The 15,664-nt window shown below is 58.9% G+C and carries 12 protein-coding genes and 1 pseudogene; 2 read left to right on the top strand and 11 right to left on the bottom strand.

Annotation, left to right across the window (positions count from 1 at the left end):
- Nucleotides 1–24 precede the first annotated feature (24 nt).
- On the bottom strand, nt 25–1,782 hold the full coding sequence (gene argS / locus WGT02_RS10535; RefSeq protein WP_208248071.1) for an arginine--tRNA ligase: 1,758 nt from the start codon (nt 1,780–1,782) through the stop codon (nt 25–27).
- Between the two features lie 64 nt (nt 1,783–1,846).
- Entirely contained in the window at nt 1,847–3,064 is a 1,218-nt protein-coding gene (locus tag WGT02_RS10530; RefSeq protein ID WP_024317445.1) for a deoxyguanosinetriphosphate triphosphohydrolase, read from the bottom strand.
- Nucleotides 3,065–3,277: 213 nt separating this feature from the next.
- On the opposite strand from WGT02_RS10530, the gene erpA reads away from it, so the two are divergent.
- Both erpA and xth read left to right on the top strand, forming a co-directional pair.
- Nucleotides 3,278–3,610: an iron-sulfur cluster insertion protein ErpA gene (gene erpA / locus WGT02_RS10525; protein ID WP_024317446.1), complete on the top strand. Its 333-nt coding sequence runs from the start codon at nt 3,278–3,280 to the stop codon at nt 3,608–3,610.
- A gap of 118 nt (nt 3,611–3,728) precedes the next feature.
- Nucleotides 3,729–4,526, top strand: a complete 798-nt coding sequence (gene xth, locus WGT02_RS10520) for an exodeoxyribonuclease III (protein WP_024317447.1) — start codon at nt 3,729–3,731, stop codon at nt 4,524–4,526.
- 59 nt (nt 4,527–4,585) lie between these two features.
- Here the strand turns inward: xth and exoR are convergent, their stop codons facing one another.
- From exoR to tnpB, 9 genes and pseudogenes are all read right to left on the bottom strand, one after another.
- Nucleotides 4,586–5,389 (bottom strand): exopolysaccharide production regulator ExoR, encoded by an 804-nt coding sequence (exoR, locus tag WGT02_RS10515; RefSeq protein WP_024317448.1) that lies wholly within the window; start codon nt 5,387–5,389, stop codon nt 4,586–4,588.
- Nucleotides 5,390–5,526: 137 nt separating this feature from the next.
- Nucleotides 5,527–5,850 (bottom strand): hypothetical protein, encoded by a 324-nt coding sequence (locus WGT02_RS10510; RefSeq protein ID WP_024317449.1) that lies wholly within the window; start codon nt 5,848–5,850, stop codon nt 5,527–5,529.
- A gap of 235 nt (nt 5,851–6,085) precedes the next feature.
- Nucleotides 6,086–7,297: an OmpP1/FadL family transporter gene (locus tag WGT02_RS10505; RefSeq protein WP_024317450.1), complete on the bottom strand. Its 1,212-nt coding sequence runs from the start codon at nt 7,295–7,297 to the stop codon at nt 6,086–6,088.
- A gap of 402 nt (nt 7,298–7,699) precedes the next feature.
- The gene (locus WGT02_RS10500) at nt 7,700–10,543 is read right to left on the bottom strand and encodes a valine--tRNA ligase (RefSeq protein WP_024317451.1); all 2,844 of its coding nucleotides are present in this window, start codon (nt 10,541–10,543) and stop codon (nt 7,700–7,702) included.
- A 118-nt stretch (nt 10,544–10,661) separates the two neighbouring features.
- On the bottom strand, nt 10,662–11,549 hold the full coding sequence (locus tag WGT02_RS10495; RefSeq protein ID WP_208248073.1) for a PopZ family protein: 888 nt from the start codon (nt 11,547–11,549) through the stop codon (nt 10,662–10,664).
- Between the two features lie 222 nt (nt 11,550–11,771).
- Entirely contained in the window at nt 11,772–12,434 is a 663-nt protein-coding gene (locus WGT02_RS10490; protein WP_029710312.1) for a protein-L-isoaspartate O-methyltransferase, read from the bottom strand.
- A 620-nt stretch (nt 12,435–13,054) separates the two neighbouring features.
- A pseudogene (locus WGT02_RS10485) lies at nt 13,055–13,492 on the bottom strand (IS630 family transposase); the annotation flags it as partial.
- A gap of 72 nt (nt 13,493–13,564) precedes the next feature.
- Nucleotides 13,565–15,274 (bottom strand): IS66 family transposase, encoded by a 1,710-nt coding sequence (locus WGT02_RS10480; RefSeq protein ID WP_208246114.1) that lies wholly within the window; start codon nt 15,272–15,274, stop codon nt 13,565–13,567.
- Between the two features lie 48 nt (nt 15,275–15,322).
- The gene (gene tnpB, locus WGT02_RS10475) at nt 15,323–15,658 is read right to left on the bottom strand and encodes an IS66 family insertion sequence element accessory protein TnpB (RefSeq protein ID WP_208246417.1); all 336 of its coding nucleotides are present in this window, start codon (nt 15,656–15,658) and stop codon (nt 15,323–15,325) included.
- Nucleotides 15,659–15,664 lie beyond the last annotated feature (6 nt).

The following is a 15,664-nucleotide window of genomic DNA, read 5'->3' as shown; positions in this document are numbered from 1 at the left end:
GAGCATTGTGGGTAAATGGTGACGCTACCGCATCTCATCCGGCGCAGCGGTACCCGCAATGGCAAGTCCCGACTTCAAAACCGACGCAACGGCGTACACCAGCCCTAATCTGGCTATACTCGATTCTCGGTTCTTATCGTTAATAAATCGTAAGTCTACTTGATCCTTGCCTTTATTCCAGTGCGCATGGAAAGAACTTGCCAGGTCATAGAGGTAAAATACGACGCGGTGCGGCTCCTGTGACTGTGCCGCAGACTCGACCAACCGGGGAAATTCTGCTGCCTTCGCAACCAGCTGCAATTCCGCGGGATCCGCGATCCGCGCTGCCGCTTTCGCAAGCTCGCCAGGCGTCACGTCAAGGTCCGGAAACACCTCCTTCGCCTGCCGGAAAACCGACATGCAGCGCGCGTGCGCATACTGTACGTAGAAGACTGGATTGTCCTTCGATTGCTCCGTTACTTTGGCGAAATCGAAGTCCAACGGCTCCGAACTCTTGCGATATAGCATCATGAAGCGCACCGAATCGCGGCCGACCTCCTCGACAACTTCGCGGAGGGTGACGAAGTCGCCCGAGCGCTTCGACATCTTCACCGGCTCGCCATTACGGAACAGCTTCACGAGTTGGCAAAGGAGGACCGTCAGCTTCGCCTTACCTTCGGAAACACCGCGGGCGACCGCCTCAAGGCGCTTGACGTAGCCGCCGTGGTCGGCGCCGAGAACATAGATCATCTCGTTGAAGCCACGGTCGAATTTGTTCTTGAAGTAGGCAACGTCGGCAGCAAAATAGGTGTAGGAGCCGTCCGACTTGATCAGCGGCCGATCCATATCGTCGCCGACTTCCGTTGAGCGGAACAGCGTCTGCTCACGGTCCTCCCAGTCCTCGGGCAACTGGCCCTTCGGTGGCGGCAGCGTGCCCTTATAGACATGCCCATTGAACGTCAGATCGTTGATCGCGGTGCGGATCGCGGCAGCGCCATGGGCGTGCAGCGTGCGCTCAGAGAAAAACACGTCATGATGCACGTTCAACGCGTCCAGATCCTCGCGGATCATCGCCATCATCGCATCGATCGTGCGATCCTTGACGATCGGCATCCACTGATCTTCGGTCATGTTGTGCAGCCTGACGCCGTAGTCACGGGCCAGTGACTGACCGACAGGAATGAGATAGTCGCCCGGATAAAGTCCTGGCGGAATCTCTCCGATCTTCTCGCCGAGAGCTTCGCGATAACGCAGGAAAACCGACCGCGCCAGCACGTCGATCTGCGAGCCGGCGTCGTTGATGTAGTACTCCTTGACGACATCGAAGCCGGCAAAGGAAAGCAGGTTGGCGAGCGCGTCGCCGACCACGGCGCCACGGCAATGGCCGACATGCATGGGACCGGTCGGGTTCGCCGACACATACTCGACGTTGACGCGCTTGCCGGCGCCAAGCGCCGAGCGGCCGTAGTCCGTGCCAGCGTCGATCATCGAGGCAAGCAGGCGCTGCCAGTAGCCGACGGAAAGCTTGATGTTGATGAAGCCGGGGCCAGCTACCGAGACGTCCGCGACGTCGGCGTCTTCCTTCAACTTCGCCGTAATGATCTCTGCCAGAGCGCGCGGATTGGTGCCGAGCGGCTTTGCCAGCACCATCGCTGCGTTGGTCGCAACGTCACCGTGGCTCGGGTCGCGCGGCGGCTCGATCGCGATGCGGCCGAAATCCACCTCGGATCGCTTCTCCTTGACCAGATCGATCTGTTCAAGGGCGGTTTTAATCCTGGCGTCGAAATCGGTAAAAAGGTTCATCGCACTCTTCCATGCATAGGCTCTGCCACAAGGCATTTGTCCGGTCCCGCCGGGCGACCGCTGCCTATCGCAAATCCGGAGTGTGGTCAAACAATCGCCTGTGGGCGCTGATCGCGTAGGTGTCGGTCATCCCCGCCAGATAGTCGCCGACATGGCGCGCCCTCGCGGCTTCGGCAAGGCCGGCGATGTGATCCACCCAATAGTGGCTCTGCATCTCCTTCGGATTGGCCATATAGGCCCCGAAGAGATCGGTCACGATCTGCGCTGCGCCGGCGCGGATGCGCATGATGTCCGGATGACGGTAGATGCGCTTGAAAAGCATCGCCTTGATCTGCCGGTCGGTTTCAAACATGTCGTCGGAAAATGTCGCAATCACGCGATTGGCCTGGCGAATATCCGTTGCGTTCTTCGGCTCGATCTCCGCAAGGCCCTGTTGCGCGACGGAAATGACGTCCTCGACCATACGGGTGATCTGGCGCCGCATGATCTCGTGGGTAAAGCGGCTGGACTCGAGGTTTGGGTAGCGTTCCCGCACCTCCGCCATCAGACCAGCCAGAAACGGAATCTCCTCCAGCATGTCGAAGGTCAGATAGCCGGAGCGAAGCCCATCGTCGATGTCGTGCGTGTTATAGGCGATATCATCTGCGATCGCGGCGACCTGCGCCTCGAGGCTTGCATAGGTATCCAGTTCCAAGTCGTGGATCTCGCAATAGTCCAGGATCGGCTGCGGAACCGGCCCACGCGTGCCAGCACCCTCCTTGGTCAGGAGTGGGCCGTTGTGCTTGACGAGCCCTTCCAGGCTTTCCCACGTCAGATTGATGCCATCGAAATCGGCGTAGCGGCGCTCCAGCTTGGTTACAATGCGCAGCGACTGGGCGTTGTGGTCGAAGCCTCCGTATGGCAGCAGCATTTCGTGCAGCGCATCCTCGCCCGTATGGCCGAAGGGCGTGTGGCCGAAATCATGGACGAGCGCCACGCCTTCGGCGAGGTCCTCGTCGAGCTTCAGTGCCCTGGCAAGCGCGCGGGCCACCTGCGCAACCTCGATCGTGTGCGTCAACCGGGTGCGATAGTGATCGCCATCCTGAGCGATAAACACCTGCGTCTTGTGCTTCAGCCGGCGAAATGCCGTCGTGTGGACAATGCGGTCGCGGTCGCGCTGAAAATCGGAACGGGTGGGGCTAAGGTCCTCGGGATAGAGCCTCCCGCGCGTCGCCCAGGGATCGGCCGCATAAACCGCCCTGTCGCTATTGCCATATCCCAAAGCATGCCTGTCGATCGTCATTTGTCACCGTTACTCGATATGCAGCCGCCCATTGACGCCGCCTTGCGCTCTTCATACCTATAGAGAGCATAAACGGCAAAGCGCCGCTTTCGCTGCCACTTTAGCCAAACATGCGCTTTCGTGGTATGAAGCGAAAGTAGCTTTGAAATCAGTCGCTTGAAACTAGCGGCTAACAGTTATTCTCTCCGGTTCTTGACCCCGGCAGGAGCAAACATGACGGACGCAAGTGTAACCCTTTCCGATGCCGCGGCAAAACGAATCGCGGCGATCGTCGGCACCGAACCCGGAAAGAGCGCGTTGCGTGTTTCCGTGGAAGGCGGCGGCTGTTCGGGCTTTTCCTACAAGTTCGACCTTGCCGATGACGCGCAGGACGACGACACCGTTGTCGAAAAGAACGACGCCAAGGTGCTAATCGACAGCCTCTCCCTAGTCTATATGGCGGGATCCGAGATCGATTTCGTCGACAGCCTGCTCGGACAGTCCTTCCAGATCAAGAATCCGAACGCGGTTGCAAGCTGCGGCTGCGGCACAAGCTTCTCGATCTGATCCTTCTCCAGGTATCCACATTGAACCGGCCGAAGAATCCCTTGCGGCCGGTTTATAGTCTTGTCCGCGCTCGACGGAGCACAATACAAGAGACCGACGAAGCGGAACAGGACACCCCATGAAGATCGCGACCTGGAACATCAACGGCGTCAAGGCGCGCATCGATAACCTGACGCAATGGCTGAAGGACTCGGATCCCGATATCGTCTGCCTGCAGGAGATCAAGACGATCGACGAGGGTTTTCCCAGGCTCGAAATCGAAGCGATGGGCTATCATGTCGAGACGCACGGCCAGAAAGGCTTCAACGGTGTGGCGATTCTTTCGAAAACCAAGCCCGACGAGGTGAGCCGCGGGCTGCCAGGCGATCCGCTTGACGAGCAGGCCCGCTTCCTCGAAGCCGTGTTTTCGCTGCCCGGCAATCGCGTCGCGCGCGTCTGCTGCCTCTACCTGCCAAACGGCAATCCGGTCGAGACCGAGAAATATACCTACAAGCTCGCATGGATGGAGCGGCTGCGCACATTCGCAGCCGAGCGCTTGGCTTACGAGGAAATCCTGATCCTTGCCGGCGACTACAACGTCATCCAGGAGCCGCACGACTGCTTCGAACCCAAGGTCTGGGAGAACGACGCGTTGTTCCTGCCGCAGACACGGCAGGCATTCCGCCGACTTGAAGGCCTTGGATTGACCGATGCCGTGCGCGCGACGACGGATGCCGTTCAACTCTACTCGTTCTGGGATTATCAGGCGGGCGCTTGGCAGAAGAACAACGGCATTCGCATCGACCACCTGATGCTTTCGCCCGAGGCTGCAGACCGCATGACATCATCTGCGATTGAAAAGCATGTCCGTGCCTGGGAGAAGCCGTCGGACCACGTGCCTGTCGTTGCGTATTTCGATTTCACAACCGGCGCCTAGAGCGCGTCGCGATCCTTCGGATTGCTTGTCGCCGGCTCCCAATTTTCGGGAGGCATTCTCTAGTCGGCGCCGTTGACGGCGATCTTGTGAGAAAGTGCGACGGCCGAGCGGCGGTCGCTTTCGGTCGCGACGGAGAAGGCCTGCTCCTGCAGGGACTCCATCCAGCCACAGTCCTTCGGCTTGCAGCGATCGAGAGCGGCGGTCATCAGCGCCAGCCCATTGGCTGCCTGCCCCTCCTGGAAGAGGATATTGCCGAAGACGGCCATGGCACCTGGATGGCCGCTCTTGCGAGCCTGGTTGAGCCACTTCTTTGCCTGCTGCGTGCTGGTGCTGCCGCCTTCGCCCGCTAGCATCATCTGTGCCAGTTGGAACTGCGCCTCGGGCACACCGAAGGTGGAAGCAGCCTGGAAATAAAGCTGACGCGCCTGGTTGAGATCGGTCTTAACAGGGCTGCCAGGAATACCGCGCTTGTAATAGTTGGCAAGCGACAGCAGCGCGTTGACGAAGAAGCCAGTGTCTTCAGAGCCGGGCTCCACCCCTTGCTGGGCAATCTCGCTATAGATCTTGAAGGCTTCGAAGTCATCCTGCGCGACGCCATCGCCATCGGCATACATGTTGGCAAGTGCCCATCGCGAGCCCGTATGGCCCTTCTCGGCGGCATATTTGTAAGCCTCGACCGCTTCTTCTTTCTGACCGTTCTTATAAGCCTTGAAGCCGAACTTGAAGAGATCGAAGGGACCGGACTCCTTCGAAACGCCTGACTTGATGTCGAATGCGCTCGCGGGCGATGCAATTGCCGCGCAACAGGCAATGGAAAGCCCCATGAGCATTCGTCTGAAAGGTCTGAACTCGGACGTCAGCATTTCACTCGGTTTCTTTCGCTTCCACCCGTGCGGACTTTCTATCCGCGGATGCATTCCTCCCGGCGAGCGATCCCGCGGTGGGCTCAAGGGCCCGCTTGCCCGCGTCGCATCTAGCCTTTCGCCCTCCCGCGAGAGCCTCAATTCCCAGCGCATCGACACTCTCCGCCCGCTGTCCGGCGCGATGCCATCTGCCTCACTCCCGCGGCCCGGCTATGCGCCTTTCCGCCGTCAAAGAAAGGGTAATCACCAATTGTGACCAAACCTGTGTCGATGTTACCGGAAGCCGATTCCGATAATGCCGATCGGTTTGAAAACGAGAAGAAAGAGAGGTTCGGAAGCGCAACGTCAGAGCGAAGTTCTGGGGCGGCATCGCCTTGCGGGAAAAGGAAAATGGCGTCGGCAGCGGCATCTTCGCCGTACGCTTCACCCATCTTGACTGTACCCGTTACGAACTCGCTCATCGTACTCTTTTACGCGCACCCTACGCCTGTCATTCCCTCGCCTGCCTATAGCGCTGCGCCTAGTTTGTGGCGGGAAATGGACAATTTCACCGTGGGATCATCTTACTCAAATGCTGGTAAAAAACTGTTGCTGAATCGTCACAAAATGAGACGTGGAAACGGCATGCTTAACGACCCGTACATAAAGAAAAGCCCGACAATTTTGCCGGGCTTTCCTGAGGCTCATCTTTGTAACTTAGAATTTCACCTTGATGCTGGTCGATACGGCAGCCACAAGATCATTGCCGAAGGTGTAAGTGGCATCATTTCCGTAGGTGACGCCATCCCTCGTGAAAGTTCCTGACTCACCGCTGGTCATGACGCCGAGGCTTCCAGCAACGCGCCATTCGACATTCTCAGTCGGATTGTACGCCGCACCTGCGCCAACCAGCCATGTGTCCGTTTGTGAGCCATAGCCATCGCTCGTACCACGATCCCATGTAAGGCTAAGCGCAGCCGTCCATTGGTCATTGAACTTATGGCCAACGCCTCCCACAACTGTCCATCCATCACGATAGGCTAGATCGAGAGACGTTATCCCTCCAGCCGGACAGGCAAGCCCGTTCGTCGGGCAAAAAGGGATCGACTGCAGCAAGCTCCAGTTCGTCCACTTCACAGATCCAAAAGCCAACCAATCGGGTGCAATACCGGACTGAAGTTTCAGCTCAAGTGAGTCAGGCGCCTCGGCAGAGCCGGCAACTGGAATGATGGCACCGCCTGCGACCTGCGAAAGGTTCAACGTGCCCGTCAAGTCGTCGTATTTCACCCTGCTGTTGTACACCAGGCTTGCGCGCACGCCATATTCCGGAATCTCATAAGCGACGCCAGCACGCCATCCTCCGGACTCGTCTGCTATGTCAAGGCGACCGATGCCGGTGCCGAACCGCGGCGGGAGAACAGCTACGAGTTTCTCCTGAAAACCATCGAGCCGCTGATAAAAAGCGCCCCCGATGAGCCGAAGTTGACCGGGACCCACATCAAACTTGTATGAACATGTGGCCGCGTAGTTCTCAGTATCGACCTTCGTCTCAACGTTGCTGTTTGCGCCAGCCCAGTTCACGCCCGGATTGGTGTGAACACCGAATGGTTCGGAGTAGTCGAACAGGCAATCAACCGCCTCATACCCGGCCTTGAAGCCTACATAGGGCACGGCATAGTTTTCCGTCTCATCTGCCGAATTCGGCCGACCACTCAGATTTCCGCGGCGAGCAGTGTTGTCCTTTACATTCTCCAATTCACGCTGCGGCATGACATAAATCACAGCCGACTGCGCGGAAAAACGCGACTGGTCAAACAGCAGATCGATATTGTACCCGCCGCGATCAAGGCCGCCCGCGAAGGACGGCTGCGCCAGCGTCGAAAATAGGGCAAGCGACAGAACGCCTGCCGAAATCATACGAGATGCCAATGTGTCTCCCCCACTCAGGCAATTGCAATGGCGGGACTGTGCAGGCGATGCCGATAAATGGCAACTTTGTGATCTGGCGTGATTGGAAACTGGGCTAACGGATGTTTTACGTAAAGAATTGACGGGCACGTCAATATTTCGGCAATTTAGAACAAAATTCTATGGATGGTAAAATTACCCATACTGCTGAGGTCGACCATTCCACATTAGCTGCCTCCTGTAACAGGGAAACAACACTCATGTTTTTCGCCAGCGGCGACAAGAAAACGTGTGGAATCAAGGTGGGGCTCAGGAATATCGGTAAATCCGGATGCCAAATCCGGAGATTCATGTCGACCTTCAACAAACGGCGCCCGATTCGGCATCGGGCGTCGTAAAATTCCATGCTACTAAGCGTTGATTTTACGCAGCTTCGGATACACGGGAGAGTGCAACCCGCAAGCTAGCGATCTGGCCTTGCAGTTCCTCCAGGCGATCGCGCTCGGCGGCGACCACCTCAGGATTGGCATTGGCGACGAACTTCTCGTTCGAGAGTTTGCCGTTAATGCGCGCGATCTCGCCATCGGCCTTGGCGATCGCCTTCTCGAGGCGCGCTTTCTCCGCGGCAAGGTCGATCAGCGTGCCGAGCGGAAGGCAGACAGTCGCTTCGGAGACGACGATCTGCGCCGCCCCCTTCGGCGCCTCCCCGGCAAGCGAGATGCCGTCGACACGCGCAAGGCGCTTGACGGCTGCATCATGGCGAGCAAGGCGCTCACGCGTCAGGCTATTCGCACCGACGACGACCAGCGGCGCGACCGCAGATGGTGGCACGTTCATTTCGGCGCGAACCGAGCGGATGCCGGAAACGAGATCGATCAGCCAATTGATTTCGTCTGCTGCGGCGTCGTCGGCATAGGACGGCGCCGGCCATTCGGCATGGCAGACCAGCGTGTCGCGCTCGAGGCCTTCGCCTGCAGTGTGTGCCCACAGCTCTTCCGTCATGAAAGGCATGAAGGGATGCAGGAGCTTGTAGATCTCTTCGAGGATGTAGGAGGCGCAAGCCTGCGCTTCCTTCTTGGCGCCCTCATCCGTGCCGTTGAAGACCGGCTTCAGCAGTTCGAGATACCAGTCGCAGACCTGGTTCCAGACGAAGCGGTAGAGAGCGCCTGCCGCATCGTTGAAGCGGTAAGACTCCAGAGCTTCCGTTACGTCACGTTCCGTACGGGCAAGTTCCGTGAGAATCCAGCGGTTGATCGTCAACTCGGCGGCTTCGGGCACGAAATGCGGATCGCTCTTGGCGCCGTTCATCTCGGCAAAGCGCGTCGCATTCCAGAGCTTGGTGCCGAAGTTGCGGTAGCCGGCGATGCGGGCCGGATCGAGCTTCACGTCGCGACCCTGGGCTGCCATGATCGCCAACGTGAAGCGCAGTGCGTCGGCGCCGTACTCGTCGATCAGTTCCAAGGGATCGATGACGTTGCCCTTGGACTTCGACATCTTCTGGCCATTCTTGTCGCGAACCAGCGCGTGAACATAGACCGTGTGGAACGGCTCGACCGGAACGCCGTCGTCATCCTCCATGAAGTGCAGGCCCATCATCATCATGCGGGCGACCCAGAAGAAGATGATGTCGAAGCCGGTGACGAGAACGTTGGTCGGGTAGTAGCGTTCCAGTTCCGGCGTCTTGTCGGGCCAACCGAGCGTCGAGAACGGCCAGAGCGCAGACGAGAACCAGGTGTCGAGAACATCCTCGTCACGCGTCAAGATTTCGCCTGGCTTGAAGTTCTCAAGCAGGTCTTCGACATAGGCCTTCATCGGGCCTTCGTGGGAGAGATAGTGCTGGATCGCCGCCTGCAGGGCTTCCTCTTCCGTCTTTTCGACGAAGACCTGACCATCCGGACCGTACCAGGCCGGAATCTGATGGCCCCACCAGAGCTGGCGCGAGACGCACCAGGGCTGGATGTTTTCCATCCACTCGTAATAGGTCTTGTCCCAGCTGCGCGGAACGAGCTTGGTGCGGCCTTCGCGAACCGACGCGATCGCCGGTGCTGCGAGCGTCTTGGCGTCGACGTACCATTGCTCCGTCAGGCGCGGCTCGATCGGAACACCGCCACGGTCGCCATGCGGAACCATGTGCTTGTGTGGTTCGACCTTGTCGAGCAGACCCCCCTCTTCAAAGATGCGGACGATGATCTTGCGGGCCTCGAAACGATCCTTGCCTTCGAGCTCTTCCCAGGCGCCGTGCAGCGCTGCCGCATCAGGAATGCCTTCCAGGAAATCCTCATTGTCCTTAATCGTGATCCGCGCATCGGCCGTGAGTACATTGACGACGCGCAATCCGGTGCGCTTGCCAACGTCGAAGTCGTTGAAATCATGCGCCGGCGTCATCTTGACAGCCCCGGTGCCGGCCGTCGGATCCGGATAGTCGTCAGTGACGATCGGAATGCGGCGGCCGACGATCGGAAGGATCACATGCTTGCCGACCAGCGGCTTGTAGCGCTCATCCTTCGGATTGACGGCAACGCCGGTGTCACCGAGCATCGTCTCCGGGCGAGTGGTGGCGACAACGATGTAGTCGCGGGTTTCCCACTCCGTCGGCTTACCGTCTTCGTCGAAGGCAACGGGATGCTGATAAGTAACGCCGGGCTCCAGCGGATAGCGGAAATACCAGAGGTTTCCGTTGACCTCGTGCTGCTCGACCTCGATGTCGGAGATCGCCGTCAGAAGCTTCGGATCCCAGTTGACAAGGCGCTTGTCGCGATAGATTAGCCCTTCCTTGTAAAGGGTTACAAAGACTTCAAGAACGGCAGCGGAAAGCCCGTCGTCCATCGTAAAGCGCTCGCGCGACCAGTCGCAGGAGGCACCAAGGCGCTTCAGCTGGTTGAAGATGAGGCCGCCCGATTCCGCCTTCCATTCCCAGACCTTCTCGATGAAGGCTTCGCGCCCCATGTCGCGGCGACCCGGCAGCTGCTGTTCCATCAGCTTGCGCTCGACGACCATCTGGGTGGCGATGCCGGCATGGTCCATGCCGGGCTGCCAGAGCACATCCTTGCCACGCATGCGCTCGAAGCGGACCATGACGTCCTGAAGCGTGTTGTTCAGGGCGTGCCCCATATGCAGCGAGCCGGTCACGTTCGGCGGTGGGATCACGATGGTAAAGGTCTCGGCGCCCGGCTTGGCATTGGCGCCCGCGCGGAAGGCGTCTGCCTCATCCCATTTTGCAGCGATTTTCGGTTCAACGGCAGCAGAATCGTAGGTCTTGTCGAGCATTTGGGGACCAAAATCTGGAGGTTCTTAGATGCGGGTTGTAAATAGGATGGCTTCAGGCAAGTCAATGAAAAAGCCGCCCCGGAGACCGGAGCGGCTTTTTGAGGAAAGGCGTTTCCGATCAGCGGCGCGGGCCGCGCGCCACTCGTTCGATCTCTTCACGCACGAGGCGCTCGACCAGGGTTGGCAGATTATCATCAAGCCATTCGCGCAGCATCGGGCGCAGCATGTCTTCCGCGATCTCATCGAGAGAGCGACGCTCGGCGCCATCGATGGCGGCAGCGAGTTCCTCGAAGGACCGGGCGACCTGAAGGCCCGCATCATGTGAGAGCAATACTGGCTGTTGCTCATCCTCAATGCGGCTTGGCAGCATCTCCTCCGCCGTCGGTGCGGCGATAGCGGGAACGGATACCTCAGCCGCGTCAGCAACAGCCGGTCGTGGCTCCATGGCAGCGACCTGAGGCATTTCGAATGGTACTTCCACGGGCTGGCGCACGGCGACGATTTTCGGCGCAGGAGCTGAAATGGGAGCCATAGGGGCGTCCGCAGATCGCGAAGCGGGCGCAGGAGTCGACGCCTCGCCAATAGTTTCCGGCGCTTCGGTCCTCAGTTCCGTGCCACTTGCTTCCGGCTGCCTAAATGCCGGCGGCACTTCGCGCTGCAACTGCGCAGCGTTCCGCTCCGACGCCGCACGGACGCGCGCGGCGACATCAGCGAGAGACATCGCACGCGGCGGCGCCTCCGGCAGAGGAGCCGAGCCTGCCGAGTTGGCAGCGACAAAACGCGGATCGAACTGGGCGGCGGTCTCGGGGAATTCCACGCCAGCGTAGGCCTCGTCCACCGTCAAATGGATGTCCGAATCACGATCGTCCTCGTCGGCGCCATAAACCGCTGGCGGCGACGCGGAGAGCGCCCTGCCCGCACCCGGGTCATTGCTCTCGATGATCTGGCGGATCGACGCCAGAATCTCTTCCATGGACGGTTCACGCGCTACGCTTGGCTGAGCCATATCTATCCCCGTTATTCCGAAAAACGACCGGAGTGCGTGGAATGGGCATCCGAATCACCCATAGCTTAGGATAGCCGATGATTGAAAAAAATCATCGGGAATCAAATGAATGCTGGAGTGCACAGCTTTCTGCCGTCGTTTCGCGGCGTGACCATTCGATGACGAGAAAGAAAGACGGGCGCCATAGGCGCCCGCTGAAAATGACTGACCGAACGCCAAGGATTAGAAGACGAATTCGCGCGCCTTGGCGAAGCCCGGAAGCGGCTTAACGGAGGCGTTGAAGTAGACGTTTTCGGAAACCGTGCCGCGCTCGCTCACAAAGACCTTCGCGCGTGCGGAGCCGCCATAACCCTGTACCGTGACCAGACGGGCACCGTCGCGAAGCTGTGCGAGCAAGGCCGCAGGAACTTCCTCGATCGAGCCACTGATGAAAATCAGATCATAAGGAGCACCGGCCGGGTTGCCTGCATTGAGCGTTCCCGTGACGACCGACACGTTTGTGTAGCCGGCAAGGTTGGTTTTGGCTTCCGCTGCGAGCGTTTCATCCTCTTCGACCGCGATCACTGTTCCAGCAAGGTGCGAAAAAAGAGCCGATACGTAGCCACTGCCAGCGCCGATCTCCAGCACGACGTCATCCTTCGTGACCGCCGCAAGCTGAAGCAGCTTTGCAAGCGGCGACGGCTGCATCAGATAGCGCGCCGGCCTGCCGGAAGCTGCCGGGCAGATTTCGACGTCACGATCGATATAGGCAAGCGGCTTCGCCTTCTCAGGAACGAAGTCCTCGCGCGGCACGGTGAGGAAGGCCGTCAGCACGGAATGCGAGGTGACGTCCGTCGTACGGAGCTGGTTGTCGACCATGTTTGCGCGTGCTGATTCGAAATTCATTATGTCCTCTCGCCCGGTGGAAGCGGCTTTGTCTGCACGTCTCTTAATCTTAGCACACTGGCCTTTCAAGGCTTCACGAATGGCTGCGGCAAGAATTCGGGGTGCCAAGGCTGCCGAAGCGGCCCCACAGCAATCCTTCATGGAACAAAGGAGCGTGCTGTGATATTATTGCAACCGGAGGAATTGAGGAGGAGCAGGCCATGCCGAACATCATCGAATATCTCTCGTTGTTCGACTTCTTCATCATCGCTACGCTGGTTGGGATCTTCTGCTGCGGGCTTTTTGATCGTGAAACGAGCTGACTGCCTGCCTTCAGGCCATTGTCAGTTTTTCGCCGGATAGTGTCGTTCCCTTGGGATTCGATGGACGGGAAATGGCAATCAGACCACTCGTGCTGGGCAGCTTTTTCATCTGCGCGCTGCTGGCCCTCATACTCCTCATTCCCTTTGTGAGCGTCGGCGCCCCGAATGTCGCGACAACCGGCGTGTCACCAATACCGTCACTACAACGGATCAACTGAACGCCGAATTGCGGCGAACGAGGCGATTGAATTATAGGCCTGTCTTGCCGTTGTGGCGACTGCAAGTCCCAAGCTTCGCGGGTCCTAGAGCGCCGTACCTTTAATCGAACCCATAGCCTGCGGCTGTAAAATAGTTTCGACATTCTTGGCTGTTGAAGAGGTTGCAGATGGATCCGAGCGCATTTGAGAGTGCGTCAAACGTGCGAGCGGCGGCGGCTCGGAGATGGGCCTTAATTTTGGCGAAGGCCATTTCGATCGGGTTCAAATCTGGCGAATAAGACGGCAGAAACAGGAGCCACGCACCAACTTCCTTGAGGCAGGCTTTGGCTTTATCGCTCTTGTGAACGCGAAGATTATCCAGGATGACGACATTGCCTGGTTCGAGTGTCGGCGCAAGCTGGGTCTCGATGTAGGTGTCGAAGATTTCCCGGTTCATCGGCCTGTCAATAATCCAGGGCGCAGTAAGACCGAAACAGCGCAAGCCTGCAATGAATGTCTGTGTCCCCCAGTGGCCAAAGGGCGCATCCGTGATGAGACGTATCCATACGCGGAAGGCCGCGGAATTGGCTCGCGCGCAGGCGCACTTGCTGATGTATGGTGAGGCTGTCGCTCAGGCGATGTACTGATCCTGGGCCTTTTCGGCCTCACGGAGCCTTTTCCACGTCCACGGGAGCAGTTCGTGCAGGCGGGAGACGGGAAGATCGGCGATGCGTGCGAACACATCGGCGAGCCATGCCTTTGGGTCGACGTCGTTGAGACGGCAGGTCGTGATGAAGGTGAGCATGATGGCGGCACGATCGGCCCCACGCTGGGAACCGGCGAAGGTCCAGTTGCGGCGCCCGAGGGCAATACCTCTCAGCGCGCGCTCGGCGGCATTGTTCGTGAGACAAATCCGGCCATCTTCCAGGAAACCGGCAAAACCATCCCATCGCTTCAGCATGTAGTCGATCGGCTCGATGACCTCGGAGGATCTGCTGAGCGTGGCGCGCTCCCGTTTCAGCCACTCGTGCATGTCATCGAACAGCGGCTTGCTCTTTTCCTGCCGCGCGGCCAGTCGTTCTTCGGCGCTCAATCCATTGATCTGGCGCTCGATCTCGAACAGCGCATCGTACCGTTGGACGGCCTCCAATGCGATCGGCGAGATCGGCTTGCCTCTGCGTTTGCGATCACGGGCACTTTTCTGGATGTCGGCCAGTTCAAAGAATTTACGCCGCGCATGCGCATGGCAAAAGGCAAAGGTGATCGGCACCGCTTTCTTCTCGGCGACACTGAGCGGCTCGAAGCCATTGTAGCAATCGCTCTGCAGAATGCCGCCATACCCGGCCAGGTGTTTCTGCGGGTGCTCACCACGCCGGTTACTCGACGCATAGTATATTGCCGCCGGCGGCGCCGCACCGCCGAAGGGCAGGTCATCGCATACGTAAGTCCATATGCGCCCGGTCGTGCATTTGTCTTTGGCCTGAATGGGAATGGTGGTGTCGTCGCCGTGAAGGCGCTCGGCCGCGAAGACATGCGCCTCGATCAGATCAAAGACCGGCATGAGCGCGGCTGTCCCAAACCCGACCTGGTCAGCCAGCGTCGAGGTCGAAAGCTCGATGCCCTCGCTTTTGAACCGGGTGCTCTGGCGGTTGAGAGGGCTATGCATTCCGAACTTGTCGAACAGGATCGTGGCCAGCAGATGAGGGCCGATGAAGCCGCGCGGCGTGGCATGGAACGGCGCCGGCGGCTGGCTGATCGACTCGCAGTCACGGCAGGTAAATTTCTCCCGCACCGTCTCGATCACTTTGAACCGGCGCGGAATCTCCTCCAGCGTCTCAGTGACGTCCTCGCCCAGTTTCGACAAACGCGATCCACCGCAACAGACACAAGCGGTGGGAGGATCGATGATCACACGTTGTCGCTCGATATCCTCCGGCCAGGGCTTTCGTACCGGCCGTTTGCGTGTAAACGAACGCACGCTCGATGTCCTGGCAGCCGCAGCCTGCGCCGCAATTTCATCCTCCGTCGCCGCCATCACCAGCTCTTCGAGCTGCAATTCCATCTGGTCGATCAGTCGCGCCGTGCGCTCAGATCTCTGGCCGCGCAGTTCGCGCTTCAGCTTTTCGATCGCCAGTTCCAGACGGGCAATCAGTGCCTCGCTGTCCGATAACATGGCCTGCGCATTGGCGGCTTGCGCCACCGCAATGTCCCGCTCGGCGACGACGGTGTCGCGCTCGGCAACAACGACATCGCGTTCAGCCTGTAACATCTCACGCTCGGAAAGCAGCGCCAGATAGGCGCTCGCAAGGTCCGCGGGAAGATCGGCAGGCTTCGAATTCATGAAGCCATTCGATCAGATTCTCCCTGTATTTTCAATGTAATAATGCTATCAGACCCGTGTCGGACGCCATGTTTCCTGCGGATTGCGCCAGTCGATCCCGGACAACAAATAAGACAGTTGTGCTGGAGAGATCGCAACCGCACCGCCCTCCAAATTCGGCCAGATGAACCGGCCTCGCTCCAGCCGCCGGGTAAAAAGGCAGGCACCCAAACCGTCATGCCAGATGATCTTCAAAATATCCGATCTGCGGCCCCTGAAGACGAAGAGATGCCCTGACAACGGATCATGCTTCAGAACCTCCTGCACCCGAAGCGCCAGAGAGGGGAAGCCACAGCGCATGTCCGTATACCCCGTCGAAAGCCAGACCTTGACGCCTGTTCCCATCGGAAA

The organism is Rhizobium sp. T1470 (genome assembly GCF_042140505.1).
In the GTDB taxonomy this organism is placed as follows: domain Bacteria; phylum Pseudomonadota; class Alphaproteobacteria; order Rhizobiales; family Rhizobiaceae; genus Rhizobium; species Rhizobium favelukesii.
This window is presented reverse-complemented; position numbering and strand designations above follow the sequence as displayed.